The sequence below is a fragment of the Spiroplasma endosymbiont of Crioceris asparagi genome (genome assembly GCF_964020035.1).
Taxonomy (GTDB): Bacteria; Bacillota_I; Bacilli_A; order Mycoplasmatales; family Mycoplasmataceae; genus TIUS-1.
In genome coordinates this window covers 366,461-391,661 of sequence record NZ_OZ026475.1, presented here as the reverse complement: position 1 = coordinate 391,661, position 25,201 = coordinate 366,461, and the positions used below count along the sequence as shown (strand labels likewise).

Sequence of the window (25,201 nt, the reverse complement as noted above, 5' to 3'; positions counted from 1 at the left end):
GGAAAGGTTATCAAAATGGAAACAAAATATTTATTTAAATATGATCCGTTAAAAAATGAAGAAGTAAAAATGCTAGATCGCAATGGAAAAATTATTTGTGATGCAGCAATTTTACCAAAAATTAGTAAGACGGAATTATTAAAAGCATATAAACTTATGAATTTATCAAGACGTCAAGATGATTTTCAAAACAAAGTCCAACGTCAAGGAAGATTATTATCATTTCTATCATCAACTGGTCAAGAAGCTGCTGAAGTCGGTTATGCAATTAACTTAGTGCAAGGTCAAGATTGATTTGCTTGTGGTTATCGTAATAATGCTGCTTGGCTAACAGTGGGAATGCCAATGAAAAACATTATGTTGTATTGAATGGGTAATGAAATTGGTGGTCAATCACCTAAGGGTGTTAATTCTTTACCACCAAACATTATTATTGGTTCTCAATTTTCACAAGCTACTGGAATTGCATTTGCAGAAAAATATCGTAAATCAAAAGCAGTAACTTTAACAACCACAGGCGATGGCGGAATGAGTGAGGGTGAAACTTATGAAGCAATGAATTTTGCTAAACTACATGAACTTCCCGTTGTGTTTGTTTGTGAAAATAATAAGTGAGCAATCTCTACGCCATATGCAAAATCAACTAAAGCTTTAAATGTTGCAGTTAAAGGAATTGCTACTGGAACTCCATCAATTAAAGTTGATGGTAATGATTTTTTAGCATGTTATGCAGTAAGTAAAGAATGTATTGAATATGTTAGAAATGGCAACGGTCCAGTGTTAATAGAATTTGATACTTATCGTTTAGGGGCGCATTCTTCATCAGACAACCCTGATGTTTATCGTCCTAAACCAGAATTTGCTGAAGCACAAAAAAATGATCCATTAATTCGTTTTAAAAAATATTTAGAATCATTAAAATATTGAGATGATAATCAACAACAAGCTTTAGATAAAGAACAAGATGAATTTATTCATAAACAATTTGAATTAGCTGAAGCTGAAAAAGATTATCCATTAGAAAATGTATTTGATTTTATATATGAGAAAAAAACACCAGAACTTGAAGAACAACTGCATGAAGCACAAGCATTTTTTAAAACTCACCCTAGAGTTAAAGGGGGACATTAATCATGGCAGAAAAAATGATAACTTTGAACAATATTAAAGCAATTTCTCACACACTTGATTTAGCAATGAACAAGTGAAAAGAAGTTGTAGTTTTTGGAGAAGATGTTGGATTTGAAGGTGGAGTTTTCCGTGCTACCGAAGGCTTGCAAAAAACTCATGGTGAATCACGTTGTTTTGATGCACCAATTTCTGAAGCAGTTTTTGTTGGTGTTGGAATTGGAATGGCATTAAACAAAATGAAACCAGTAGTTGAAATTCAATTTGAAGGTTTGGGTTGAGCCTCACTTCAAAACATTATTGGTCATTTAGGAAGAATGCGTAACCGTACACGTGGTAAATATCCAACACCATTAGTAATTAGAATGCCAATGGGCGGGGGAATTCGTGCCCTTGAATTACATTCTGAAGCTATGGAAGTTATTTATGCACATGTACCAGGAATTAAAGTAGTTTGCCCATCAACTCCATATGATACAAAAGGACTATTGTTGGCAGCAATTGAATCAAATGATCCAGTCATTGTTTTAGAACCAACTAAACTATATCGTGCTTTTAAAGAAGAAATTCCTGAAGATTTTTATACTGTACCAATTGGTAAGGGAACTATTATTCAGGAAGGAAACGATCTTACTGTGGTAACTTATGGAGCACAAACTGTAGATTGTCAAAAAGCAATTGAAGCATTCGAAACTAAAAATCCTGGAAAAACAATTGAGTTAATTGACTTACGTTCAATTAAACCGTGAGATCGTGAAATGGTATTTAATTCAGTAAAAAAAACAGGAAGATTATTGGTTGTTCACGAAGCTGTTAAATCATTTTCAGTTTCAGCAGAAATAATTGCTAGTGTAAACGAAAATTGTTTTGAATATCTAAAAGCACCGCTTTCAAGATGTACAGGATACGATATTGTTATTCCTTTTGATTCAGGAGAAACATATCATCAACCAATTCCTACTCGAATTGAAGAAAAAATTAATGAAGTAATTAATTTTAAATTTTAAGGAGTAAGGATGTATATAAAAGAATTAATTTTAACTATAAAAATAATAAACTTAAAAATTATTAAATTAAATTTTAATAACATAAATAAAGAAAATAAAATGGGGGAACATGAGAATGAAAGTTGCAATTAAAGCAAGTCCATTAGCTCGTAAGGTCGCTGCAGACTTGGGAATTGATCTTAATCAGGTTATTCCTAGTGGTCCAAATAACCGAATTTTAGTTGCAGATATTCAAAATTTTAAACCACAAGTTGCTGCAAAACCTATAGTTAATGATGAATTAAAAGTAGATAAATTATCAAATGTTAGTGAATCACTAGCAAAACCTAATTTAACAATGCCAACATTTAGTGAAACTTTGCAATGGGAGAGTATACCTATGAATCCTATTCGCAAGGCAACAGTTAAAGCAATGGGAATTGCTAATAGTCAAACCGCATTGTTTACTGGGCTAAAAAGTATTGATGTTAGTGAATTAGTGAAATTACGCAACAATGTAAAAACACACGCACTTACTAAAAATGTTAAGTTAACATATTTAGCTTTTATTGTAAAAGCGGTTGCCTTGTCATTAAAACAAATGCCGAATTTAAATATTAGAAATGATGAAAAGAATCATGCAATTCAAATGGCTAATCAAATTAATATTGGAGTAGCTTGCGATACTCCAGAAGGGTTGATGGTACCTGTGATTAAGTGTGCTGATCAAATGTCAATCTTACAAATTGCCGCCAAAATTACTAAACTTGCTACTAAAGCACGTACAAAAAAATTAACATTAAACGAAATGACTGGCGGAACATTTACAATATCTAACTTTGGATCAGTAGGGCTTGATTATGCCACTCCAATTGTTAATTATCCAGAATCTGCGATTCTGGGGGTCGGAACAATTACTAAAACACCAGCTGTTATAAATGGAGAAATAATGGTTAGAGACTTTATGCCGCTATCTATTTCTTGTGACCATAAAGTAATTGATGGGGCAGATGCAGGAAGATTTTTAATTTTAGTAACTAACTATTTAACAAATCCTGCATTGTTGTTAATAGAATAAGGAGTATGTATGTATAAAGTAAAATTTGCCGATATTGGTGAAGGATTAACAGAAGGTACTGTAACTGAAGTAATGATAAAACCAGGACAAACAGTAAAAATGGGTGATGCCTTATTTAATGTAGAAACTGATAAAGTAACATCAGATATACCATCACCAATTAATGGAGTTATTGCCAAAATCTTAATTCAAAAAGGTCAAGAAATTAAGGTTGGTGATGTAGTTGTTGAAATTAATGATGGTAAAAATGAAAATGTTGTCGCAACACCTGCAACACCAGAAGTTGAAGAAGAAAACGCTTCTGTTGTTGGTTCAACTCCAGTTTCTAATTCTTTATTAACTCGCGGACGTAAAACATCACAACCACAAAATAATCAACAAGACATTGTTTCAAATCCTGAGCCAGTTATAAGTAAACCACAATTAAGTGGTCCAAATCACTATGATGTAATTATAGTTGGTGGAGGAGTTGGTGGATATGTATCAGCTATTAAGTGTGCTCAATTAGGATTAAAAACAATGATCGTTGAAAAAAATAAATATGGTGGTGTTTGTTTAAACATTGGATGTATTCCTACTAAAACACTATTAAAATCATCATATGTTTATGAACAAATTATTAATGAAGCAGCAGAGTTTGGAATTAAAATTGCCAAAACTAATATCAAATTAGATTGAAATAAAATTCAAGCTCGTAAAAATAATGTTGTTGATAAATTAACTAGCGGAGTTAAATCACTATTGAAAAAAAATAAAGTAACAATGATTAGTGGAGAAGCAACAGCTTTAGATCAATATACTATTTCAGTAGATAATAAAAAATATACTTGTGAAAATATGATTATTGCCACCGGAAGTATTCCAAATGGATTGAAGCTTCCCGGAGCTGAGGCTGCGGTAAAAGATGGTTGACTAATTGATTCAACAGCTGCTTTAAATTTAAAAACAATTCCTAAATCACTAGTTGTTATTGGTGGGGGAGTTATTGGTGTAGAGTTTGCCTCAATGTTTAAACAACTGGGAACTAAAGTTACTATTTTACAATTTATGCCAACTATTTTAGAAATGCTAGATAGTGATGTTTCAAATGAAATGACAAAAGAACTATTAAAACATGGTAATTTAGAAATTATTACTAATGTTAATACAAAAGAATTTAAAAAAAATCATGAAGTAGTTTATGAAGTTGGCGGAAAAACTCATACTATTAAAGCAGATTATGTTTTACAATCTGTGGGCCGTCAAGTAGTAACTACAGGATTTGATAATATTGGTATTAATAAAAATGAAAAAGGACATATTTTAGTTGATGAATATTGTCGTACTAACTTAAACAATGTTTATGCTATTGGTGATGTAACAGGTAGAATTATGCTTGCGCATGTGGCTTCACATCAAGGTATTATTGCTGCAAATCATATTGCAAGTTTGCATAACATAAAAGATGCTCATGATTTAAAAATGCGTTATGATCGTATTCCAAGTTGTATTTACACTCATCCCGAAGTAGCTGTAATAGGTTATACTGAAGAGCAATTAAAACATGATAATATTGAATATCAAGCATACAAATTTCCTTTTGCAGCTATTGGTAAAGCATTGGCTGATGGTAATACTGTCGGATTTGTTAAATTAATTTGTGAACCAAAATATAAACAAATTTTAGGTGCACACATTATTGCTAACACTGCCACCGATATGATTTCTGAAATTACTAGTGTAATCGAATCAGAAGGGACTATTACTGAAATTGCTCGTGCAATTCACCCACACCCAACATTGAGTGAGGCAATCGGTGAAGCAGCAGAAGCATTAGAAAGTGGAAAACCGATTAATTGATAATAAAAAAAGTAGATAAAACTCTACTTTTTTTATTATGTTAATTTTAAAGTTTAATTAAAAATTTCTTTTTGGTCTTAAGAATGAAATTATAGAAATTACAATTCAATAAGCAAATGAAAGAACTCCACTAAATCCTGAAATTTTTGTAACAATATCCATTTTAATTTTTCCATCTGGTAACAATGCAATTGTAGTTGTTCCACTACATAATACATATATTATTAATGGAATAACAATACTATCAATCAATACATTTTTTACATTTCCTTGAGCTTTAGCATTAACAAATGATGCAAATGCATACATTAATAATGTTGTTGATAAAGCTGTAAATAAAAATTGGAATACTAATTGGTAAAATTTAGAAACATCCATTCCTGGAGCAACATATTTTGTAGAATCATATTTTATTCCAGTTCCATCAGGGATGAACGCTGTTCCAGCATTAGCTTCAATTAATGAGCATTTGTTTTTTGCTGCAAGAATATAAGCGATTACATTTAAAAATATTAGTGTTAAACAAATTAAAGCAAAAATTAATTTAAGACTGCTGATTTTAATGTTTTCACTTTTTGCAATTATTGCAACTTGTTGGAAAAATAGTAAAACAGTTGATAAAAATGTTGTTAAAATTAAAGCCACGATAATTATTGATAAATGACCATTTTCAAAGCGACTATTTGTTTTATTAACAGTGTCTATAATTTCTTCTCCAAATAATCATTTGCTATCAATATTCATGCAAATTAAGCCTCACACCATTATGTTAACAATTAGTGCTGCTCCAAATAATCCTCAGAATCTAATTAATAAGATATCAAGTATTTGTCACTCAATTTTAGTTTTATCTTCTAATCTTTCACTAGATTTTAATCTATAGTTAACCGCATCTCAACTATTATATGAGTTGTATTCATTAACTCTTCTTAATTCAAAGAATCTTTCAACAGTTTGACCTGCTTGTCATTTTTCTTCTTTTACAAATGAATCTTCAATACAAGAAAGAACAAATGTAATTTCATCTTTATAAACATTTACATCTCTTTTATTAAGAACTGCGTTTGATAAGTCAGTTATTAAAAGATCTAAATAAGCAGGTTTATATGTTAGTCCAGTAAGTGCACCCAACATACCTTTAACAGCTTCGCTGTCATTAGCTTCAATTGCAATCTGAGCATTTTTTAATGTATCAATAGTTCCTTTGAAACCAAATAACACATAATTTTTTCTAGATGCTCGATAAGCTTTTAAATTTTTTAATGGTCCTGTTACTAAACCCATAACTGTATTAAAAATTATTGTAAATAATATCCCTAATAAAATTAGTTTAAAAGGATCAAATAATTCTTTAGTAACATAATATGGTTTGGTTGAATTAACTCAGACGTTATATCAACAATACGCATAAGTAACAAAAGCAATAAAAACTATTTTTAATGTTAAATTTTTCATATTTCCTCCTTTAGTAATAATATATTAATAAAATATTGATATTAAATAATTTTCATAAATTTTTCAATATTTGTTAAATATGCGTAAAAAAAGTGTACAAACTCTACAGTGTTAGCAACAAAATCTAAATAAGCAACATCGCTAATCTTTTTATTAAGATTCAATTTTCTTACATAATTAATAATTAAATTAACCGGTCTTCTAAAGTTAATTAATTCATTTTCATTTTTTTTATCAATGTTTGAAATTACAGTATTTATAAAATAATCATCACCGATAATTCGTTTAACTTCAACAATATATTGATTAAAAAAACTTCAAACATATTTATTAAAATAATTAGCTTTTTCTTGATTAGTTAAATTATTAAACTCAATATCTTTTAAAAATTTTGCAATATGATTTAAACTTGATGCAATTGCAATGTTTTGCATATAATAACCAATGTATTTTTTAAATTTACTTAAAACTTTTTTATCAGTTTTTATTTTTTTATATTTTTGATTAAAAAAGTTAATGTAGTTATTTAATTTAGTTAAATATTTTTCTAAATCTTCTGTTCCCTTAACAGTGATTAACATATTAATATCGCCAGAATTATTAAATCTTGCATTTCATTTATTTAATTTCTTTGCAGATTTATTAAGTGATTTTTTTCAAAAGGGTATAACACGCCCTAAATATTTAATATCTTTTGCTTCTAATATATTTTTTCTTAATTGATTAACCATATAACACCTGTAAATAAATTATAATATAATTAAGTTGCTAATTAGTAAGGAATAATATGAATTCAACAAACATTTTTGTTATAGTAGTCGCTATAATTTGACTTTTATTATTATTTTTTTTCGCTTTATTTGCTATTTCGGAAAATAAAAAGATTAAATTTAAAAGGCAACAAGAAAAAACTTTTTACTTAGATAATAATTTAAAACTAGATGACTTTAAAATTAAATTAAATTTTGAAACAGCAGTTGATGAAATTTGTTTCTTTCAAAAAGACGCAGTTAATGCAAATTATCAAACAACAAAAAAAGATTATCAATTAATTAATATAAATGATAAATATTTTGTTCCACCACTATGATCTAAAAATGTTAAAGGAAGGAACATATTAACAAGCATTTATCTTACTAATAAAAGATTTGTATTTTTATTAGATAAAAAATATATTGTTGTTAAAATTGATAAAGATTTTTTATGTAAACCTTATGTTGATATAAAGAACAAAATAGTTAATTGAAAAATAGTGATTAAAACCGCAGAAAATAAATACATTAGTTTTGAAATTGGCAATCCGCAAATATTTCAATTACTAGAAAAGGTGGTAAAAAATTATGAATAATTGAATTTCACAAATATCAATTTTTATTGTTTTGATTATTTTGACTGTTTATATATTTATTGAATTATTTTTCTTTTTAAAAGAATTTAATAAAGTTAAAAAAATTAATTCAGATTCAAAAGTTGTTAATAATAAAATTTTAAATTTTGCATATTTAATTTATGCATTGATAATTTTAATTTCTTTATTATCTTTATCAACATTAATTTATTGCTTAGAAAATAAAACAAAAGACGTTTTTTTAATAAATTCATCAGTTACTTTAGTTGCACTTTTATTGGTGGTATTCTTTTTATTTTATTTAGAAAAAATTCTTAAAAGTGTCTTTGTTGTTATTTATGATGATAATATTATTTTATTTAAAAATACTTTTAAAATTTCAACGATAAAAAAATGTGGAAATGATTTAAAACGTAAAAAAATTTATATTTTAGTAAATACAAATGAAGATTATGAGTATTTAAAAATTAAATATTTTTGAAAAATTAAAGAAATGTTAATTAGTCAAGTGGGAGATAAATATGATCAAGCAAGCTAAATTTATAAAGTCAGCACCAACTCAAGAGCATTGAATTATTGATGATATTCCTGAAGTGTGTTTTTTGGGAAGGTCAAATGTTGGAAAATCGAGTTTCATTAATACATTAACCAATAATAAAAAAATGGCGAAAACTTCGCAAACTCCAGGTAAAACACAATTATTAAATTTTTTTGATATTAATAATTCAGAGTTTAGAATTGTTGATTGCCCTGGTTATGGATACTCACGTCTTTCAATGACACAACAAGATCAAATTTCGGTGATGATCCAAGACTATTTGATGAGTCGTGAAAATCTGAAATTTGTTTGTCAATTAATTGATTTACGTCACGAACCAACAAAAGATGATATTTCAATGAATAATTTTTTAAGAAAAATGAATATTCCTGTATTAATCATCGGAACAAAATTAGATAAGTTAAAGAAAAATGATATTTTAAAAAATAAAAATATGATTAAAAAAATTTTAAACATTACTGATAATGAAATTTTAATGACATCATCGCAAGAAAAAACAAATCTTGATTTAGTTCATAATAAATTTTTAGAATTTTTTAGTAAATAAAATATATAATCAAAGATAAATAGAGGTTTTAAATAATGGATTTATATCCGTCGAATATAGACAAAAAAGATATTTTAGATAAGTATAATGTAACATTAGAAGCGGGTTTATCTTCTCAACAAGTAGAGGAAAACTATAATAAATTTGGCAAAAATGAGATTCAAGAATCAAAAAAAGAATCAATTTTTAGTTTGTTTATTAAAACTTTAATGGAACCAATTCAATTAATTTTATTATTTGCAGCGCTTATTTCTTTTGTTGAACCCTTAATCACAAAAAATTATAAATTTACAGCATACATTGATTGTGTTGTTATTCTTTTGATTGTTATTATTGATAGTATTTTAGAATTGGTGCAAGAAATTAAAACTCAAAAATCTGTAACCTCACTAAAAAAATTAACTAAACCTAAATGTGTAGTTATTAGAAATTCAATGCCGGTTGAAATAACTGCAGCTGAATTAACTCTTGGAGATATTGTTCTTTTAGAAGCGGGGCGTTATGTACCAGCTGATTTAAGATTGTTAGATGCATCAAACTTAACAATTGATGAATCTAATTTAACTGGAGAATCAACTCAAGTTTGAAAAACTGCCGATTCAATTCAAAAAGAAACAAATATATTAGCAGAAATGAAAAATATTGCTTTTTCATCAACATTTGTTACTAATGGTCGTGCAGTTGGAATAGTTATCAAAATTGGTGAAGAAACAGAAATTGGTAAAATTTCTAAAATGATTGTAGAAGCACCTGCTAAAAAAACATTGTTAGAAAAAAGCATTGATAAATTTACTTATAAAATTGCCATTATTAGTGTTTTGGTGGGAATTATTTTCTTTGTTGGATTAGAGATCGTCAATTCTGGAAAAGATACATGATTTGATAATTTAATGGTTTCAATTACATTAGCAATTGGATTAATTCCAGAATGTTTAGCAGCCGCCATTTCTATTGCATTAAGTGTAAGTACTAAAAGAATGGTTAAAAATAATATGATTGTTAAAAAAATTAGTGTTGTGGAGTCATTGGGTTCAGTGAACGTTATTTGTACTGATAAAACCGGAACCTTAACTCAAAATAAAATGACAGTTGAAAAAATTATTATTAATAATGAAATTGTTGAATCAGGAGTTTGATTAAATAGTTGAGAAGATAACGAACAAAACAATAAATTTATTCAAAGTATGATTTTATGTAATGATTCAATGATTCAAGATGGCGAAAGAATTGGTGATCCAACTGAATTAGCATTTATTGATTTTTCACAACAAATTGGTTTTGATGAACTAGTAATTAGAAAAAAATACAAAAGATTAAATGAAATATCTTTTGATTCTACAAGAAAAATGATGACAACAATTAATAAAATTGATGACCATAATTTTGTTTTTTCAAAAGGTGGAGTTGAACAAATTCTTCAAAGATGTAATCGAATTTTTATTAATAATGAAATTAAAAAAATTACAAAAGCAGATATTAATCAAATAATGCAAATCACTGCTAGTATGTCACAAGAATCTTTAAGAGTTATGGCGTTTGCTTATAAAGAAGCGAATAATGAAGAAGAAAAGGATTTAATATTTGTGTCTGCTGTGGGAATGAAAGATCCAGTAAGACCAATGGCTGTGGAAACAATTAAAATTACTAATCGTGAAAATATTAAAGTTGTAATGATTACTGGAGATCACCCAAGTACTGCTTTATCAATTGCACGTGATTTAGGATTAGCTTCAGAAGAAAGACAAGTTATGAGTGCTGAACAACTTGATACATATTCTAAAACAGAATTGTTGTCGCTTTTAGATCATATTAGAGTTTTTGCTCGTGTTAATCCCGAACATAAAGTTAAAATCATTAAACTATTTCAAGAAAAAGGTGAAGTAGTTTCGATGACAGGTGATGGTGTTAATGATGCTTCATCATTAGCAATTGCTGATGTGGGAGTTGCCATGGGAATTACGGGAACTGATGTTGCCAAAGATTCAGCTGATGCAATTTTAACTGATGATAACTTATTTACAATTGTTAATGGTATTAAAGAGGGGCGTGGTGTATTTCAAAGAATTCAAAAAACTATTGCCTTTGTAATGGGAGTAAATATTGCGAACATTATTGTTTTAGGGGCAATAATCATTACAACTGGTGAATCATTTTTAAATGCCGTTCAAATTCTTTGAATAAACCTAATTATTGAATCGCTATTAGCTACAACAATTGGAATGGGAGAAACTGAAAAAGCTTTTGTTAAAAATAATAAATCAAAGAAAAAAAATTCATTATTAAACGGTACGTGAATTTTATTTTTAAAAATAGTTTTAATATCAGCAGGATTTTCATTAGCAATATTTTTTATTACAAGAACAATTTATAACAATGAGTTTGCAAAAACTGCAACATTCTTTGTAATGACAACTTCGCCAATCTTTTTTGTAAATACAATGAGAATTACTAGTTGAGATGGGGCAGTTAAATTTGGTTATAAACTAAATAAATCGCTATTATTTTCATCAATATTTGCTTTTATGTTAAATACTTTAATCTTATTTATTCCAAAAATAAACACTGATATATTTAACATCTTGCCAACTAGTTCATATAATGTTGAACACATTGGGATAATTGCATTTATGCTAATTGGTTCATTAATGCCAGGAATCTTAATTGTGGTAGTTGATTTTATTAATTATATTATTGCTAAATTTTTTCAAGATCCATGAACTCGTAACCGTTTATTATCAAAACAAATTATTGAATTAGAAGATTAAAATAAACAAGTGTTTATTTTTTTTATATTTATAATTAAATAATATAAGGGGGGTTGATATATGAAAGCCCTAAAATCTACGCGTTACTTAACCACAACTGCATTAATAAGTGCAATTTTAACCACAATTAGTTTAATTTTTTCATTACTAGCTAAGTTTGGGGGAAATGCAATTTTTCAACCCGCAGATGGCCTTTATATAGCTTTAATTGTTTATATTAAAGGTCCAATGATGATTATTTGTGGAATTGTTTATGTAACCATTACTGATTTAGCAAGCGGAGGATTTGCATATATTCCTATTTCAATATTTGTAAGAATATTGATGTTTGTTTTCGTCTATTATTTATCAAAAAAAATCACTGTTTATATTTCAATGTTTCTAGCTACAATTTGTTTATTGATATATGTTTTTTATAGTTATATTTTATTTGGTGAAGAAATGGCCAAGTATGAATTAATTACAGACTTAATTCAAATGGTAGTTTGTTATGCTTTGGGTATTATATTTTTCTTTAGTTTTAAAAGACTTAATTTTATTTGAACAAAAATAAATAATGAATTTTATGTAAAAAATTAATAAAATCTAATTTAAATTTATAAACAAAAAAGAGATCTCCCGATCTCTTTTTAAAATAGTTAATAACAATTATTGTATAAATGCATAAGCTACAAAATAAATGATAAAAATTATCGAAAGTATTATTAAGAATATGTTCATTTCATTTTCTTCTTCTTTTTTAGTTACTCATGCTAAGAATGTATAACTTATTACAGCGGCTGCTATTCCATTAACGATTGAATAAGTTGTAATCATTAATAATATTGAAAAGAAACTTGCTGCCATAAATGAAGTTTTTTGTCATTCAATATCTTTAATTCCACCAATCATCATAATTCCAACAAAGATTAATGCTGAACTAGTAACACATTGTGGTATGGCTGTAAAAATTGGAGCAAAAATTATTGAGATTAAAAATAGCAATGCTGTAACAACTGAAGCTAAACCAGTTCTTGCTCCTTGCTCTAAACCAGTAAATGATTCAGAGAAAACTCCCATTGGAGATGTTCCTAATGCAGTTGTTCCAATTAATGTTGATGCTGAATCAACAATTAATGCACGATGAGAAATTTCGGGATGCTTACCAGTTTTTTTATCTAAGTTCATACTAAAGGCAGTTAATGTTCCTGTAGCATCAAAGAAGTTTAAAAACATCATCATAAAGGCACAAATATAAATTGTTGGGTTTGCTCAAATTTTAGTTTGTCCAAAAGCTTTATATGTTTGACTTAAATTATATTTAAACCCAGAAAACATATTTGAATAATGTTTAAATGAATCTTTAATATTTTCAAATTTTGTATTATTAAATGCATCAATTTGTGATCCTTTTAAAGTAAATAAATTAGCAATAATTAATGCTCCCACAAATCCAATCATAATTGCAATAATTGTTGCACCTGGAATTTTTTTATAATATAAAAACAACATAATTGCTAAAGTTATAAACCCTAAAATTATCATTGGAAAAGTATTTTTTAAATTACTTAGTTTAGCAATTGGTAAACCACCAGTTTTTTCTACAAAGTCCATATCTGCTAAACCAATGTAAGCAATAAAGAAACCAATAGAAACCCCAATTGCAATTTTTAATGATTTAGGTAAAGCATAAACTACATATGCTCTAATTGGGGTAATTGAGCACAATAAGAAGGCAATTGAAGATAACATTGATGCAATTAATGCTCCCTCAAATCCTACAGTTGATGAAACACCTTGATATTCAAAACTTTTAGTTGCAAGAGTGAATATAAAAATTGGCATTAACCCCATACTTGTGGAAAGGGCGGCTGGAATATTTGCAAATAATCCCATAATCATTGTACAAATAAATGAAGCAATCACTACTGATAAAAATATTCCTTGTTGATTCATTGATGCACCACCAAATGTTGAAGGTGATTGACTTAACATGCTTGGAGCAACACTAAGAATGTAAGCCATTGATAAAAAGGTTGTTAAACCACCAATAATTTCTTTTTTGATGGTTGAGTTAAAAGTATCTAATTTAAAGAACTTTTGGATTTTAGTAAGTGCTTTAAACTTACTATATTTAAATTCTGTGTTTTCCATTTTTCTCCTAAAATATTAAATAGAAAACAATACAAGTAGAATTTATAGACATGCATAGGTGCAAGGTAGAAACGTCGATCCAATATATCAACTTATATAAATTTTCATATTTAATTAAAAAGATTGTACCAAAATATACAACCATGTGATATTTTTTTTAAAAAAAATATCTTTTTTTCAAATAATGTATAATAAAAATAGTTTTTGAGGAGTAAATTTCAACAATTTTCAGAGAGTTAGTGGGTGGTGTGAACTAATATGCGTTGTTATTGAAGGTTGCAAAAGTAAAACTAAATATTTAATTAAGTGGGCTTTAGTCAATAAGGATGGTACCGCGGATATCTTATTCGTTCCTTCATATTTTAATATGAAGGAATTTTTTTATTTAAAAGGAGAAAATATGGAATCAAAATACAATCATTTAATTGTTGAACAAGACAAAAATAGTTATTGAATTAAAAAAGGTTATTTTAATGTGAATGAAAATTCTAAAAAACCAGCGTTTTCAATTATTATGCCACCACCAAATGTCACAGGTAAATTACATTTAGGTCACTCTTTGGATAATGCTATTCAAGATTTATTAATTCGATTTAAAAAATTAAATGGTTTTGAAACATTATGAGTTCCAGGAATGGATCATGCAGGAATTGCTACACAAGCAGTTGTTGAAAAATATTTGCGTGAAGCAAATATTGACAAAAATAAATTAACTCGTAAAGAATTCTTAGATGAAATTTGAAAATGAAAAGCTGTCTATGAAAAAAATATTAAAAGTCAATGAGATGCTTTTGGTTTAGCTATTGATCGTTCAAAAGAACAATTCACATTCTCAGAGGCAAATCAAAAAATTGTAAGAAAAGTTTTTGTAGAAATGTATAAAAAAGGGTTAATTTATCAAGATTACACACTTGTTAATTGAGACCCACAATTTCAAACAGCAATTTCAAATATTGAAGTAATTTATAAAGAAAGCACAACTAAAATGTATTATTTTAAATATTTTTTAGAAAATTCTAATAACTTTTTAGAAGTTGCTACTACTCGTCCTGAAACAATGTTTGGTGATGTTTGTCTTGTTGTTAATCCTTTGGATGAAAGATTTAAATCTTTCATTGGTAAAAAAGTAATAAATCCAGTAAATGGTAATTTACTTCCAATTATTGGTGATGAATATGTAGATATTGATTTTGGAACAGGTGTTATGAAATGTACACCAGCTCATGATAAAAACGATTTTGAATTAGGAAAAAAACACCATTTAGAAATGATTAATTGTATGAATTTAGATGGTTCAATGAATGAGATTTGTGGTACATATCAAGGACTTGATCGTTTTGCGGCAAGAAAACAAATTATTAAAAACTTAACTAAATCATTTATTAAAGAAGAAGAAATTACTAGTAGTGTAGGATATAGTGAAAAATCTAATGCCATTGTTGAACCAATGCTTTCAAAACAATGATTTGTAAAAATGAAAGATCTTGGTTCAAGTGTTGTTAAATTACAAGCATCTAAAGATAAAATAAATGTTTTTGATAAACGTTTTAACAATGATTTATTAAAATGAATGGAAAATGTTTATGATTGAACTATTTCTCGACAACTAGTTTGAGGTCATCAAATTCCAGTTTGATATCATAAACAAACAGGAGAAATTTATTGTGAGATTAATCCCCCTAAAAACGAAAGTGATTATGTTCAAGACAATGATGTGTTAGATACATGATTTTCTTCAGCCTTATGACCACTAATTTGTATGGAATGAAATCCTGATAAATCAATCAAACAACAAAATCAATTATTTAATAAATTTTTCCCCAACTCTGTTTTAGTAACTGGTTATGACATTATTTTCTTTTGAGCTTCAAGAATGATTTTCCAATCATTAAACTTAACTGGTCAAAAACCATTTCAAGATTTATTACTTCATGGATTGGTAAGAGATGAAAATGGACGTAAAATGTCTAAATCATTAGGAAATGGAATTGATCCTTTAGAAGTTATTAAAGAGTATGGGGTTGACAGTTTAAGATATGCGCTTGTGTCTAACTCTACTCCGGGAATGGATATTAAATTTTCTGAAGAAAAAATTCGTGCTGGATGAAATTTTATTAATAAATTATGAAATGCTTCACGATATGTAATTATGAATTTAGAAGCAAGTAATTTTAATACCAAATTTAATAATGAAAATTTTATTAAAAATTTAAATAGTGAAGTAAATCAAAAAAATATTATTAACAAATGAATTATTCAAAAATTAAAACTTGTTAAAGCAGAAGTAAAAAAATGTATTGAAACTTATAATTTTTCAATTGCTTCAAAATTATTAACTAACTTTGTGTGAAATGATTATTGTTCTTGATTTATTGAATTGGCTAAATCAAATTTAAATGATGAGTCAGCAATTAAAAATACAACATTAAAAACACTAGTATATGTTCTCAAAGATATTTTAATTATGTTGCATCCATTTATTCCATTTGTAACTGAAGAAATTTATCAAAAATTAAATTTACAAGAATCAATTGTAATTGAAGATTGAGATGATAATTTAGCAATTAAAATTAGTAAAGATGAAAATAACAGCATTGAACTAATAATTGAACTTATTTCAAAAATTAGAGAATTCAGAACTGAAAAAAATATTGCCAATAAAAATCACTTAACTTTTGTGGTAGAAGATAATATTGAAATTGATTTTATAAATCAATATTTAAATAAAATGGTAAACTCAGAAATTAAAGTATTAAAAATCGATAAAGTAGAAAAACCAAATTACAATATTTTAACTTTATCAAAATTATTTTTATATATTAAAGAATCTGATTTTATTAATTATGAAGAATTATTAAATAAGTTATCTACAGAACTTGCGCTTGTTGAATCTGAATTAAAAAGAAGTAATAACATCTTATCGAACAAAAACTTTTTAGCAAAAGCAGCTAAAGATAAAATTGTTGTAGAACAACAAAAACAAAAAGAATATGAAAATAAGAAAATAACAATTATACAAAAAATTGTAGAAATCAAAAAATAAATTTTTAAAATTCACGATGTATTTAATGAGGTAAATATTGTGAAGTTTATAAAATTTATTTTTTTTATAATTGTTTGTTTAATTTCATTAGGCATAGCTACATTTATTGGGTTTGATAGTAAAACATCTTCGAATAATTCTAATTCACAAAAAGCAGATGATAAAAAAATTATTCCTAATGATAATTTAAAATTTAAAATTAAATTCAATTTATCAACAACAATAAATAATCTTTTGCCAAAAACAATTAATTTTAAAATTAAATATAAAACCTATGATGATGTGTTTGAAGATGTTGACTCAATAAAATATTTAAATCAATTTTTTCACTATACATCTTTAACAAAGATTAAAAAAGATCACATTATTTTCTTGATGCCAAATGATGAAAATACACTAATTAAAATTTATCGAACAAGTTCTGAATTTAATAAAAAATATTTTACGTCTAAAAATTTAAGTGCAGATTTAGCTGAAAAGATTGTTACTTATTACGCTAGATACGACATTAACATTAATGAAATATATATAAAAATAAAAAAACTTTTTAAATCGGTTTATGAAAAAGAATTTTATAAAGAAGCATTACCATTTATTATTTGTTAAAAATGTCGAACTTGTTTTAATTACCTTATTTTTAATTAGTGAACTATTAATGCTTAATCAACAATATATTTTTTACGCTATCAGCATATTTTTTTGTTTAATTATTGCTTTTAAAAATATATTTTATTTTATATTTGTTAGTTTAATTATTCTTTTAAATTTATTTTATTTATTTGTTTATCTCAATTACATTAAATTACATCTATTTCAAGTTTACAAAGAAACAAGTTCTTATTATTTATTAAAGTTTATTAATTGTGTAGTTAGAATTAATAAATCAGATTTAAATCAAAATTTAAGTTTAGGAGAATTTATTTGAATAGGGGATTATAATTTCAAACCAGAAAATATGCTTCCCGAATTTGATCTTTATTATAAAGAAGAAGGGGTTATTGGCAGTATTACACCAAATAACATTAGTTTTTTTTATCGCGGAACTCAGTACTTTTTTTGACAAGTTTTAAAAATGTATAACAACGATTTAATTAAATTTACATTTTTTAATGATAAAAATTATTTTTTAATAAAAGATAATCTTAATTCAATATCATCTGCTTACATTTTTAAAGTAAATATATTTAAATTATTAATTCTTGATTTTGTTTATCAAAAAATTTGCAAATTTTTAAAATTAAATAGTAAGCAAAGAAAATGAATACAAATATTGTGTTTAATTTTAATTTGTTATTATTCACTTTTTAATAAAAATACAATTATTTATTTAATGTACAAAATTCATTTTATGATAAAGCAAAAAATTGAATTTAAAAACACAAAAATATTAAAGTCCAATTTCGGAATCCATTTATTTTATCCATATTTTTTAATCACTTATACATTTTTTTATTCAATATTAGGATATTTTATTTTTACTACATCTAAAAATAAAATTCATTTTAAGTGATTATGAATTATTTTGTTATCAATAATATTATTTTCGCCAATTCAAATCTATTCAAATTATAAATGACATATTTTTGATTGATTTTACTATATGTTTTTAAACCAATATTCATTGTTTGTTTGAATATTATCAATGATTCAATTAATTTTGCCGATTGATATATCCCGACCAGTACTTTTATTAACAAATTCGATAACACACTTGATGTGTATAATTGATATCTGTATTTTTATTAAATGAATTAGTTTACCAATAGTAATTATTTACTATTTATTATTTTTTACTATTTATTGAGCATTAAAAAAATAGAGATAAAACTCTATTTCATTAATCTTGATTTTTCTCTAGCTGCTTTGTTTGCTTTGTATACACCTTTAGTTACAGATTTGTCAATTAGACTTACAGCTAAATTAATTAACTCAGCAGATTCTTTAACTTTAGCTTCTTTAGCAATCATTGCTTTCTTAATTGCAGTTTTAACTTGTGATTTAAAAGCTCTATTAGAAAGACGAGATTTTTCATTAGTTAAAATTCTTTTTTCTTGTGATTTTATGTTTGCCATTGAATATAAACTCCTTATAATAAGTATTAATCAAAAATAAGTATATATTAAAAAATGAGAAAAAAACATATTAGTTTTAAAAAAATGTAAAATTAAATAGAAGAAGGTACTCATGTTTCTCGTTAATGGATATGATAATTTAATTATCAAAAAACAAATTAATAAATTAATCACAACAATTGGTGGAGAAAACGAAGTTTTGTTTTTTGATTGTGAGAACTTAAATTTTTCAGAACTAGAATTATCTGTTAGCAACTATAGCTTTTTTAATAATAAAAAAATTATTGTTCTAAATAATATAAATTTGATTGAAAAAAATAATGATTATGTTAAAAAAAGATTTGAAAAATTTTTAAAAATTGAAAATATAATTTGAATATTTTCAACAATTAATAAATTTAATAAAAGCATTTTAAAAATTATTGAAGGTCTTAATGTAAAAATTAAAAAAATTGAATTAAAAGAAATGAATCAATTTGAGATCAAAAAAAATATAATTTCCAAATTGAAAAGAAGCAATGTACAATTTAATGAACAAGCCGTTGATTATTTTTTAGAATATTTTTCAAATGATTTCAATGTGATTAAAAATGAAATTAAAAAATTTATTGATGGTGAAATTGAATTTAATCAAAAGAACATTGATTTAATTTGTATTAATAATGAAGTTAAAGATATTTTCCAAATGTCACAAATTATTTTAAATAACGATATCAAAGCATGAATTGAAAATTGTGAAAACTATATTAATAAAAATAAAGATTTGTTTTCTTTGCTAAAACTTATTTGTGACAATTTAATTATTTTAAGAAATGCTATCTTACTTAAATCTGAAAATTTCAATGAATCTCAAATTGCAAGCAAATTAAATATTCATCCATATAGATTAAAAATAATTTTAAAAAACAATTTCAATAACACATCAATGGTAAATATAAATGATAAAATTAAAATGATAACAGAGATTCAAAAGGGAATACTTACTGGAAAATATGACAATATTTCAATTCAAAACTATGAAATTATAAAATTGCTAAAGGAGTGCTAGAATGAAAGATAAATTAACATATGAAAGCTTGATTAATACTTTATATAATATTTTAGAAAGAAAAAATTTAAGAGTTCTTATTAGGAGTGAAGTTGAATTAAGTATATTATTTAAAAAAAATATTGAAAATATGTTTTTTTTAGAAAATATATTACAAGTTGAAAAAAATAATTCTAAAGCAAAAGAATTTGCAATTATTTTTTCAAAAATTAAAAACAAAAAAGTTGAATATGAAATTGCAGATGATGCAAGTTTAGAAAATGTTGAAAAAGATTTAAATTCATTAAAAAACTTTGTTTTAAAAAATACTAATATTTTAAAACAAGATTTAGAAAATGAAGTTTCACTATTTAAATTTAAAAAAATTAAAGAAGAACTTGTTGACGATAATAAACAAGAAACAATTGAGCAAACTGGAAATATTAACGTTGCAGAAACTGCAATAATTCAAAATAATAACGAAAATGTTAATAAAACATTTAACAATTTTAATGGGACAATGAATATTGATCAAAAAAATTTAAATTCAATTTTTACATTAAAACATCCTTTACAAGACCCAAGATTTTATCCATATAAAACTAAACCAAAAACAATTAAATATTTAAAAATAGGTTTAGCAGCAAGTCTACTAGCGTGAATTATTATTTTTTCAATATTGCAATTAATAGCAATGCTTTCAAGTGCAAAAATTAATGCCGATAGCAAGCAACAAACAATTACAATTTATATGATTTCATTAAATTCATTAAAAGATAATTTTATTCCTAATGTTTTCTCAATAATACTTTATCTTTTCTTGGGATTTTATATAGCACTATTATTATTTAAAAAACCAAAAATTTATAGAGAACAATATCACATACCAGGATTTTTATTATTTATAATCGGTTTCTTAATTATTATAATGTTTTGTCAATTATTTATTGGTCAAAATTCATTTATTAAAGTAGTATTTTCAACAACATTTTCTTCAAAAGAATTGGATAATTTAATTCAAAATTTTGTAAAAGAAAATTTTAAAAATGTTGGAGCACCAGATCAAGCAGCGATTGCATCATCGATTAAAAATGCATTAGATTTCAAATTATTTGATGCTTTTGGGATGATTTTTGTTATATCTTCAATATTATTTGTAATAGCATTTTTTATAACATTGTTTTCAAATCCCCAATTAGATAAAGAAAAAATTCAAAGAGCAATTTCTGAATGACAAAAAAAATCAGCATACACTTTAATGAACCAACAATATGAAATGGATGAATCATTATATGAACCACAATCAGTTATTGATGAGTTTAATGAAAAAAATAAAAAAGAGGAAAATTAATTTTGTCGTACTATGAAAAAAATAAGTATTCAATTTCTACGCATTCATTTTATAGAATAAAAGAAAGACTTAATATGCGTTCAAAAACTGACTTAGAATTAAATATTTTTGTAAATGAACTTATAAATAATTCAACTGACGTAATTGATACAAAAAAAACTTTATATGTTAATACACAAATAAATGATGTTTACCTTGTTATTGATAAAATTTCAAATCTTGTAATAACTGCAACAAAAATATCACATGAAAAACAAATTAGAATAATTGAAGAGGATAAATAGTGATAGTTGGAATCTCGGGAAATATTGGTTCTGGAAAAACAATAATATCGAAAAAAGTTTTGGAAAAATTAGACAAAAACAAATGGAAATTAATTGAAGTTGATCAATTAAATTCATTGTTGTATAAAGATAAGGTTTTTATTAATTTTGTTAAAGATAATTTTGGAGCAGACATTTTTGCTAATAATGAAATAAACAAAGATTTACTAAAAAAAAATATTTTTAAAGACAAAACAACATTTTCAAAATTTTCAAAATTTGCTTGATTATTAGTTGAAAAATATTTAATTGAAAAAGTAAATAAAGAGTTTAATTATTTAATAGATGGTGCAATTATTTATCAGTTTAAGAATATTAAATTCGATAAATTATTTTTTATTCAAAACAATGAAAATATTGCAAATGCAATTAAAAGATCAACAACTAGTGTAAAAGAAGAAATACTTTTTTTAAATAATTTTCAAGAATCGCTTAAAAAAAGCAGTGAAATTATAACAATTAAATATCAACCTAATTTATCAGAAATTATATTTAAAAAAATAATGGAAAATTAAAATCCATTATTTTTTCTTTTTAGCCAGCATTTTTTTTGACGCAACACTTTTTTTGACAACAACTGTTTTATTCTTTGATCCTGATTTTACAGTAATTTTTTTAGTAGCTGGTTTAGCAGCAAGTTTAGCAATTGGCGCTCTTTTAGTAGTAGTTGAACTTTTAGCTGCAGCTTTTTTAGTAGCTGGTTTTGCAACAACTTTTTTGGTTGTCTTTTTGACCACACCTTTTTTTATTGATGATTTTTTTGCCTTAACTTTAGTTGTTGTTTTTTTAACAACGCCAGCTTCGGTTAGTGCCATTTTTACAGCTTCAGCAACAATCTTTTTTAAATCATTTTCTGAATATGTTTTGTCTAACTTATCTAATGATTTTTTTACACTAGGTGTTGATTTAATAACTTCTTTAACATTATCTTCTTTTACTGATTTCGAAGAAGGAGAAGGGGAAGACACGGGATTAATTTCTTCTTTTACTTCTGTTGTTTTTGGAGTTATCTCTTTTTTGGGGGTAGGAGTAGTGGGGGGAATAGGAGGGGTCTTTGGAAGAGAGGCGCCATCATTTAGCGCAGCATTTCTCAATCGACTTATACGATCATTAATAACTTCTTTTTTAACTTCAACAGTTTCTTCTAAAAATGATGTTTCCTTTTTATCTTGTTCATTTTTTTTCTTTGCATTTTCTAAAATTGAATTAAAACCGCCACCCATTTGCAATTTAACTCTTTTAGCATTTTCGGCTGCTTTTTCTTCTTCTGTTTGTGTTCCATGAAGACGTCTAACCTTAGAGGCAATAGAATTTTCACGTTCATTTAAAGTTGAACGAATATCTCCTTCACTACAAACATGAATTTTTAAGTGTTTTTGACAAAACTTGGGCGCAAAAAAAGGCATAGAGCAGTTTCTCCTTATTAATATTATTTTACTAACATAAGTGCAATAATGTTAAGATATTTTTTAAAAAAGTGCATATTGCAATATACACTTTAATATTTAAATATAGTGTTACATTCTAAACACATTATTTTTAATTCTAAATTAGAGTTAGAAATTCTAGTTCCACATTTACACTTATATGTTTTTCTTTTACTATATCCTTCAATTGATGGTTCTGAATCTTTATGAACTATTTTGAAAACATTTTTATTAAAGTCTAATTTATTATCTATAACAAATTTTAATTGATCAGAATATGTTGTAAAGGCATAACCCATATATTTGGGATATGGCTCTAGAAATTGCAACAACACTTTTTCCCCTATTTTTTTAAATCTTTTATTATGACGACCATTGTTTTCAGTGTCAATTAAGTTATTTTCAAAATTATATTGATGACACATTTCATGTAATAAAATTTCAATTATTTTATAATAATTTGCATTTAAAGCTGCAGTATAAATTGTAATATGTTTTAAATTATCGCTTCATTTATTAGACATATCAAAAGAACCTAATTTTCTGCGTTTACGATTAAGTGCCCTTTCAATTGTAATTTTTACATCTGAAAGTTCACTATTAAAAAACAATTTATTTAATTGTTTGTGTATTATTGTAAGTTCTAAAATTAATTCATCTATGCCTATCATTATTTTTTGCGATTCTCTTTTTCTACTTTTGAATATTTAAAATTATTGCTATATTTTTCATTTTTTTTAATTAAATTTGTACCTGTAATTAACATTTTTTTATTTATTGAATTATTAATATTATCCATTATTGATTCGACAACATTATATTTTTTAATAACATTAACTTCATCAATAGATAATTGTTTTTTAACACTAAAATCTTCAACTAAATTAGCAAGTCTAACTCCAATTAATTTGACTAGATCACCATTTCAAAATGAATAAAATAATTCAAGCACATGTGGAAAAATTTCTTCTAAATCATTAGATGGCGTTTTTAATGTAATTTGTCGGGTTTTCTTTTTCTTAGATAATTTTTCACCAAAGTCTTTATAAACAACAACTATTGCAACTGTATAAGCCTTTTTTAAACGCTTTTTAACCCGATTACAGACCATTTCCGTTAAATCACGTAAATGATTCTCAAGTTCATATTCATTGTTGCTTAATTGGGTTAAAGTTCATTCATTACCAACAGAATTAATTTCAAAATAATTAAGATTAATTTCATCTTCACTTAAGCCATTAGCATTAATTCACAAATTAAATCCATGTTTACCTAATAGTTCAATAACTGTTTCTCGTTTTTGTCTAGCCAAATCCCCAATTGTTTTAACTTTTAAAGCTTCAAATTTTTTTGTAGTTGCTGCTCCAACACCATACATTTTTTGAATATCTAGTGGTCATAATTTTTCTTCAATTTCAGTTGGTAACATTTTTGATACACCATCAGGTTTATTAAATTCTGATGCCATTTTAGAAAGAAATTTATTAGAACTTACACCAATTGAACAAGTTAAATTAAAATTTGTTTTTACAAATTCTTTAATTTCATTAGCCATATTCATTACAGTTCCATATTTTTTATAAGAGTCACTCACTTCTAAAAAACATTCATCAATAGAAACAACTTCCATTTTACTAGTAAAAGTATCGCTAATTGCTTTAAAAGTTTCTCTTGAAACTTGTGAATATAAATCCATATCAGGATTTATTATTAAAATATCAGGAATAATTTTTTTAACCTTAAAAATTGGCATGGCTGTCTTAACGCCTATTGCTCGTGATTTATAGTTAGCAGTAATTACAATACCCTTTTTATTATTTTCACAAACAACTGCTGGCACTTCATTAATATATTTATTTTCGATTGCATGACAACTAATAAAAAAAGCATCAAAGTCAATTAGAAAAAAAACTTTATTATCCATTAAACTCTTTTTCTAATCCAGCAATAACTTTTTTAACTTTACCTTCTACTTTTTCAAGTTCTGTTTTTGCATCTTTAATTAAAGTAATTGAGTTTTCATAAATTTGAAGAGCTTTAGAAATATTTTTTTCATCTCTTAATTTTGCAACACTTTCCTTTAATTGATCAATAATTTCTTTAATATCTTTTTCCATATT

At 25.5% G+C, this 25,201-nt stretch carries 23 protein-coding genes, 1 pseudogene and 1 riboswitch; of the genes and pseudogenes, 16 read left to right on the top strand and 8 right to left on the bottom strand.

Features of this window, described 5'->3' with window-relative positions; all coding sequences use genetic code 4:
• Positions 1-15 precede the first annotated feature (15 nt).
• The 4 genes and pseudogenes from AACL01_RS01865 (at position 16) to lpdA (ending at position 5,034) form a co-directional block, all read left to right on the top strand.
• Positions 16-1,131, top strand: coding sequence for a thiamine pyrophosphate-dependent dehydrogenase E1 component subunit alpha (locus AACL01_RS01865; RefSeq protein WP_339022333.1), 1,116 nt, complete (start codon positions 16-18; stop codon positions 1,129-1,131).
• Between the two features lie 14 nt (positions 1,132-1,145).
• A complete protein-coding gene (locus AACL01_RS01860) occupies positions 1,146-2,135 on the top strand; it encodes an alpha-ketoacid dehydrogenase subunit beta (protein WP_422397972.1) in 990 nt (329 codons plus the stop codon).
• 118 nt (positions 2,136-2,253) lie between these two features.
• Positions 2,254-3,192 (top strand): annotated as a pseudogene (locus AACL01_RS01855) (dihydrolipoamide acetyltransferase family protein); the annotation flags it as partial.
• Positions 3,193-3,201: 9 nt separating this feature from the next.
• Complete coding sequence (lpdA, locus tag AACL01_RS01850; protein ID WP_339022328.1) at positions 3,202-5,034, top strand: dihydrolipoyl dehydrogenase; 1,833 nt, start codon at positions 3,202-3,204, stop codon at positions 5,032-5,034.
• Between the two features lie 54 nt (positions 5,035-5,088).
• On the opposite strand, the gene AACL01_RS01845 is transcribed toward lpdA, so the two are convergent.
• A complete protein-coding gene (locus AACL01_RS01845; protein ID WP_339022327.1) occupies positions 5,089-6,486 on the bottom strand; it encodes a hypothetical protein in 1,398 nt (465 codons plus the stop codon).
• 41 nt (positions 6,487-6,527) lie between these two features.
• The gene (locus AACL01_RS01840; RefSeq protein WP_339022325.1) at positions 6,528-7,217 is read right to left on the bottom strand and encodes a hypothetical protein; all 690 of its coding nucleotides are present in this window, start codon (positions 7,215-7,217) and stop codon (positions 6,528-6,530) included.
• 56 nt (positions 7,218-7,273) lie between these two features.
• Between AACL01_RS01840 and AACL01_RS01835 the strand changes: the two genes are divergently transcribed.
• Genes AACL01_RS01835 through AACL01_RS01815 form a run of 5 tightly spaced genes read left to right on the top strand, consistent with a single transcriptional unit; the run spans position 7,274 to position 12,284 of the window.
• Positions 7,274-7,834: a hypothetical protein gene (locus AACL01_RS01835; RefSeq protein WP_339022324.1), complete on the top strand. Its 561-nt coding sequence runs from the start codon at positions 7,274-7,276 to the stop codon at positions 7,832-7,834.
• Positions 7,827-8,372 carry a hypothetical protein gene (locus AACL01_RS01830; RefSeq protein ID WP_339022323.1) on the top strand — a complete coding sequence of 182 codons (546 nt, stop codon included), beginning with the start codon at positions 7,827-7,829 and terminating at the stop codon, positions 8,370-8,372. The genes AACL01_RS01835 and AACL01_RS01830 overlap by 8 nt, the downstream gene beginning before the upstream one ends.
• Positions 8,356-8,940 (top strand): ribosome biogenesis GTP-binding protein YihA/YsxC, encoded by a 585-nt coding sequence (gene yihA, locus AACL01_RS01825; RefSeq protein ID WP_339022322.1) that lies wholly within the window; start codon positions 8,356-8,358, stop codon positions 8,938-8,940. Before AACL01_RS01830 ends, yihA begins: the two co-directional genes overlap by 17 nt.
• Before the next feature lie 35 nt (positions 8,941-8,975).
• Positions 8,976-11,705, top strand: coding sequence for a cation-translocating P-type ATPase (locus AACL01_RS01820; protein ID WP_339022321.1), 2,730 nt, complete (start codon positions 8,976-8,978; stop codon positions 11,703-11,705).
• A gap of 60 nt (positions 11,706-11,765) precedes the next feature.
• Positions 11,766-12,284: a hypothetical protein gene (locus AACL01_RS01815; protein WP_339022320.1), complete on the top strand. Its 519-nt coding sequence runs from the start codon at positions 11,766-11,768 to the stop codon at positions 12,282-12,284.
• A gap of 69 nt (positions 12,285-12,353) precedes the next feature.
• On the opposite strand, the gene AACL01_RS01810 is transcribed toward AACL01_RS01815, so the two are convergent.
• Entirely contained in the window at positions 12,354-13,838 is a 1,485-nt protein-coding gene (locus AACL01_RS01810) for an NCS2 family permease (protein ID WP_339022319.1), read from the bottom strand.
• Positions 13,839-13,863: 25 nt separating this feature from the next.
• Positions 13,864-13,958: riboswitch (purine riboswitch) on the bottom strand.
• A gap of 280 nt (positions 13,959-14,238) precedes the next feature.
• Here AACL01_RS01810 and AACL01_RS01805 point away from each other — a divergent pair.
• The 3 genes from AACL01_RS01805 to AACL01_RS01795 are packed head-to-tail and all read left to right on the top strand — an operon-like array spanning position 14,239 to position 18,700.
• Positions 14,239-16,881 (top strand): valine--tRNA ligase, encoded by a 2,643-nt coding sequence (locus tag AACL01_RS01805; protein WP_339022318.1) that lies wholly within the window; start codon positions 14,239-14,241, stop codon positions 16,879-16,881.
• A gap of 39 nt (positions 16,882-16,920) precedes the next feature.
• A complete protein-coding gene (locus AACL01_RS01800) occupies positions 16,921-17,487 on the top strand; it encodes a hypothetical protein (RefSeq protein WP_339022316.1) in 567 nt (188 codons plus the stop codon).
• Positions 17,441-18,700, top strand: a complete 1,260-nt coding sequence (locus AACL01_RS01795) for a hypothetical protein (RefSeq protein ID WP_339022315.1) — start codon at positions 17,441-17,443, stop codon at positions 18,698-18,700. The genes AACL01_RS01800 and AACL01_RS01795 overlap by 47 nt, the downstream gene beginning before the upstream one ends.
• Before the next feature lie 10 nt (positions 18,701-18,710).
• Here the strand turns inward: AACL01_RS01795 and rpsT are convergent, their stop codons facing one another.
• Entirely contained in the window at positions 18,711-18,953 is a 243-nt protein-coding gene (gene rpsT / locus AACL01_RS01790) for a 30S ribosomal protein S20 (protein WP_339022313.1), read from the bottom strand.
• 112 nt (positions 18,954-19,065) lie between these two features.
• Between rpsT and holA the strand changes: the two genes are divergently transcribed.
• From holA to AACL01_RS01770, 4 genes are read left to right on the top strand one after another with little or no spacing between them, the layout of a single operon-like run.
• Positions 19,066-20,001 carry a DNA polymerase III subunit delta gene (gene holA, locus AACL01_RS01785; RefSeq protein ID WP_339022312.1) on the top strand — a complete coding sequence of 312 codons (936 nt, stop codon included), beginning with the start codon at positions 19,066-19,068 and terminating at the stop codon, positions 19,999-20,001.
• 1 nt (position 20,002) lies between these two features.
• Positions 20,003-21,331 (top strand): hypothetical protein, encoded by a 1,329-nt coding sequence (locus AACL01_RS01780; protein WP_339022310.1) that lies wholly within the window; start codon positions 20,003-20,005, stop codon positions 21,329-21,331.
• A gap of 2 nt (positions 21,332-21,333) precedes the next feature.
• Positions 21,334-21,615 (top strand): hypothetical protein, encoded by a 282-nt coding sequence (locus AACL01_RS01775; protein ID WP_339022308.1) that lies wholly within the window; start codon positions 21,334-21,336, stop codon positions 21,613-21,615.
• Positions 21,615-22,169 (top strand): dephospho-CoA kinase, encoded by a 555-nt coding sequence (locus AACL01_RS01770; RefSeq protein ID WP_339022307.1) that lies wholly within the window; start codon positions 21,615-21,617, stop codon positions 22,167-22,169. Before AACL01_RS01775 ends, AACL01_RS01770 begins: the two co-directional genes overlap by 1 nt.
• A gap of 6 nt (positions 22,170-22,175) precedes the next feature.
• Here AACL01_RS01770 and AACL01_RS01765 read toward each other — a convergent pair whose 3' ends face one another.
• The 4 genes from AACL01_RS01765 to AACL01_RS01750 form a co-directional block, all read right to left on the bottom strand.
• On the bottom strand, positions 22,176-23,060 hold the full coding sequence (locus AACL01_RS01765) for a hypothetical protein (protein WP_339022306.1): 885 nt from the start codon (positions 23,058-23,060) through the stop codon (positions 22,176-22,178).
• Between the two features lie 92 nt (positions 23,061-23,152).
• On the bottom strand, positions 23,153-23,752 hold the full coding sequence (locus tag AACL01_RS01760) for a SprT-like domain-containing protein (RefSeq protein WP_339022305.1): 600 nt from the start codon (positions 23,750-23,752) through the stop codon (positions 23,153-23,155).
• A complete protein-coding gene (locus tag AACL01_RS01755) occupies positions 23,752-25,005 on the bottom strand; it encodes a DNA polymerase IV (protein WP_339022304.1) in 1,254 nt (417 codons plus the stop codon). Before AACL01_RS01755 ends, AACL01_RS01760 begins: the two co-directional genes overlap by 1 nt.
• Complete coding sequence (locus AACL01_RS01750) at positions 24,998-25,198, bottom strand: exodeoxyribonuclease VII small subunit (RefSeq protein WP_339022302.1); 201 nt, start codon at positions 25,196-25,198, stop codon at positions 24,998-25,000. Before AACL01_RS01750 ends, AACL01_RS01755 begins: the two co-directional genes overlap by 8 nt.
• Between the last annotated feature and the right edge of the window lie 3 nt (positions 25,199-25,201).